The organism is Gemmatimonas sp. (assembly GCF_041689975.1).
Classification (GTDB): domain Bacteria; phylum Gemmatimonadota; class Gemmatimonadetes; order Gemmatimonadales; family Gemmatimonadaceae; genus Gemmatimonas.
Map to the genome: position 1 here is coordinate 1 of NZ_JBDNFF010000420.1, position 3,210 is coordinate 3,210.

Sequence of the window (3,210 nt, forward strand, 5' to 3'; positions counted from 1 at the left end):
AGAGAATGCCCGGTTCGTCTTTCAGGGGGTGCACATGTTGTTCGACGGTCGCCCTGATCGCCCGTGGGGGGACGCGCCGCGCTCGAGTCAGCTGGTCTTCATTGGCCGTCACCTCGATCGTCAAGCATTGAACGACGGATTTCGCGCATGCCTGGCGGAGTAACGGCGCGCCGGTCGCGCGTCGGACCGGCCATCGAACCCACGTGGCGCACCGAAATGGGTGATGCGCCGCTCGCGCTCGCCATGTGTAGGAGCGGGGCGTACCTCGCCGTGGCGGGAGGCGACGGCGAGGTCACTGTGCTCGACAGTTCCCTCGGACGAGTTATTCACGCGTGGCCGGCACATGCCTTCGGCGCGCTCAGTGTCGGGTGGTCCAGCTACAACGAGTGTCTCGCCTCTGGCGGTCAGGATGGGATGGTCCGCTTCTGGAAAGTCGGGCATGACGAATCCATCGCCGCGCATCCGGCGGCGCCGTTCGGTGGGGGAATCCAAGAGCGCCGCGTGCTGCCTTGGGTCGAACATGTGAGCTGGTCGCCCGACGGACGGACCTGCGCGACGGCCGCTGGTGCCCACGTCGCACTGTGGGATTCCGAAGGGCAACTGGTGCGCCGTTTACCCCCTTTCCGAAGCACCGTGGCGGACCTGCAGTGGCTGCCCGACGGAGAGCGCCTGTCGGCGGTCGGATACAGTGGGGCGATGATCTGGCATCGTGCTGATGATCATGTCGCGGAAGCATTGCAGTGGAAAGGGTCGTTCCTCTGCCACGCGTGGGCACCAACCGGAAAATGGCTCGCGGCGGGCATGCAGGAGTCAGCCGTGCACATCTTCGAGACGAAAACCAAGGGTGATCTCGAGATGAGTGGCTACGCGCAGAAGGTACTTCGCCTGTCGTGGAGCGACGACGGCAAGCGCATGATCACCAATGGCGGTCCGCAGGGCACGGTGTGGAACTTCGCGGGCAACGGACCGTCCGGTACGCGGCCGGTGTCTCTGGGCGGCCATGCACTAGCGGTGACCGATGTGGCGTTCTTTCGCCAAGGTCTGTGGGTGGCGACGTGTGCCGAGGACGGGCAGCTACTCGTGTGGAACCTCGCCGCATCCAGCAAACAAGCCATGGCGGCTGGGTTTTTCCCGTCGGCGGCGCTTCGCCTCGCCTGGCATCCGCGTGAACGCCGCATATTCACGGCCCACCAGTCAGGCTGGGTGGTGGGCTGGCCAGTGATTCGCGGTTAACGCGGCTGTTTGCCCGGGCGTGGTTTCTCGACGCCCGGGCGGGTACCGCTCACTTGCTGCAGGCCTTCGGCGCCAGGCACGAAGCTGACATTTGCGTCGACATGGTCCGAATCGCGCAGATGGCGATCCACGATTTGCCGGGCGAGTTCGGGCGTGATTTCGCGGTACCAGACATTGTCGGGCTGCACGACGACTGTACACCCGTCATCGCATCGGCCCAGGCAGCGTGTCCTTGCCGTGTGCACGACCGGATCGAGCCCTGCTTCAGTGATGGCGCGTCGAAGCGCGAGCGTTACATCGTCGGCACCACGCTGCGAACAGGTGTCTCCGTTACAGAGCAGCACCAGCCGCTGACTTCCTTCCAGATTCCATGTTGTCATATGATAATAGTATCGCATTATCGTATACAGGGATAGACTTCGTCTTTCACACAGCAGCAACGGAACCGTTCATGCTACCGCTTTCTCCGCGTTGTTCACCAGTTGCCCTTTCCCGGAGTCCGATCAGATGCCACGGCTAGAGCCCGAAGGGAACACCGCGTGGATCAGGGAACACGTCGCTATGATCGTCGGCGTCGTGCTCTTCGTCTCGACGGTGGTCGTCGCGGCCAGCGTTTTCCCGCGGCTGCTCGACGGGTCGGCGCAGGGAACTGACGTTCCATCCTCGCGTGTCGCACCAGCGACCCCGCCAACGCTCAACACAGCTCCGGCGTCCCGCTGATGGATCTCTTTGCCAAACCGTCTGACGCGTCGCGCGAGAGCATCAGTCGCATTCGCGGCTGGGTTCAGGAGCTCATCGATCTGGCGCCTAACGACCGCGTCATGGTGACGACGTTGCGTTGCCAGGAACCAGGGTGCCCGCCGGTAGAGACGGTGATCGCCATCTGGCGAACCGGCCACGCGGCACAACAGTTCAAGATTTACAAGGCTCCGGCCGATGTCGCGCGCGACGACGTCGCGGTTGTGCGAAGCGCCGAGCGATAGAGAGTCGGCGAGCATCCGCCGCCGCAGAAGACGCCCGGGCTCGAAGACGTTGCCTCGAGGGCCGAACCATCCGCTCCCTTGCGCGGTGTCCGCAAACAGATATTGTTGATAATTGATTATCAGTCGTGTCCTCTCAGGCAGTGTGGTGTTCCGTGTTTCGTTCTACGTTCATGTTTTTCGTGCTCGTCGCTGCGCCGAAACTCACGGCGGCGGCTCAGTCCGCTCCGACGAGCACGGCGGCGCCGAAGCCGATCGTCTGGTCACGCGATCCCAAAGCCGATTCGGCGTTCATCGCCAACTATGCGGCACCCGGCACACCGGCGGGGTATCGCCTGCGCATCGATCCTCAGGCGGCGTACAAGTCGGCGCTACGCTACTCCCGCACCGAGGGGTCGTTCGCCATCAAGGCCGGTCCTGGACACATCCTGTATGCCGCCGGTGATACGGCGTCCGGCAGCTACACGGTGACCGCGACGGTGACGCAGCGCGCGCGCTCGAAGCCCAAAGATGCGTACGGCGTCTTCGTCGGTGGTCAGGCGTTGACGTCAGCCAGGCAAGCGTACGGCTACTTCCTCATTCGCGAAAGTGGACAGTATCTGATCAAGGTTCGCGACGCGGATTCGATGCGCGTCATCGTCGACTGGACGCGTCATCCGGCCATCCCCTTCGACACACTCAAAGGTGCGATCCGCGCAACGCTCGCGGTGCGTGTGGCTTCTGACTCCACCCGATTCGTGGTGAACGGGCAGCAGGTCGCGTCACTACCAGCTGGTGTCCTACCATCTGCTGGCGTAGCAGGGCTCCGTGTGAACAAGGATCTGGCCGTGCGTATGACGCCGGTCCGCATCTCTCGCTAGCCGACGGCCGATATGTCGAGCATTCTCCGTTCTTGTTTGGCGTGCACTCGCCGCGCGCTTGTCGCTGTGGTTGCGTTACTCTCGTTGTCACTCTTTACCGCGACGGGCACTGCACAGGCGCAAGCAGCACTCGCTCC

5 protein-coding genes are annotated in these 3,210 nt (G+C 63.4%); 4 read left to right on the top strand and 1 reads right to left on the bottom strand.

Annotated features, from left to right (window positions below):
• On the top strand, positions 1–163 hold a 163-nt coding region (locus ACESNG_RS23565), incomplete at its 5' end, for a GTP-binding protein (protein WP_373071163.1).
• Positions 148–1,233 (top strand): WD40 repeat domain-containing protein, encoded by a 1,086-nt coding sequence (locus tag ACESNG_RS23570; RefSeq protein WP_373064566.1) that lies wholly within the window; start codon positions 148–150, stop codon positions 1,231–1,233. The genes ACESNG_RS23565 and ACESNG_RS23570, both read left to right, overlap by 16 nt.
• On the opposite strand, the gene ACESNG_RS23575 is transcribed toward ACESNG_RS23570, so the two are convergent.
• Positions 1,230–1,631 carry a ferredoxin gene (locus ACESNG_RS23575; RefSeq protein ID WP_373064580.1) on the bottom strand — a complete coding sequence of 134 codons (402 nt, stop codon included), beginning with the start codon at positions 1,629–1,631 and terminating at the stop codon, positions 1,230–1,232. The two genes, ACESNG_RS23570 and ACESNG_RS23575, sit on opposite strands and share 4 nt — an antisense overlap.
• A 321-nt stretch (positions 1,632–1,952) precedes the next feature.
• Between ACESNG_RS23575 and ACESNG_RS23580 the strand changes: the two genes are divergently transcribed.
• Both ACESNG_RS23580 and ACESNG_RS23585 read left to right on the top strand, forming a co-directional pair.
• Positions 1,953–2,216, top strand: a complete 264-nt coding sequence (locus ACESNG_RS23580; RefSeq protein ID WP_373064564.1) for a hypothetical protein — start codon at positions 1,953–1,955, stop codon at positions 2,214–2,216.
• Positions 2,217–2,368: 152 nt separating this feature from the next.
• Positions 2,369–3,073 (top strand): hypothetical protein, encoded by a 705-nt coding sequence (locus ACESNG_RS23585; RefSeq protein WP_373071161.1) that lies wholly within the window; start codon positions 2,369–2,371, stop codon positions 3,071–3,073.
• Positions 3,074–3,210: the final 137 nt, after the last annotated feature.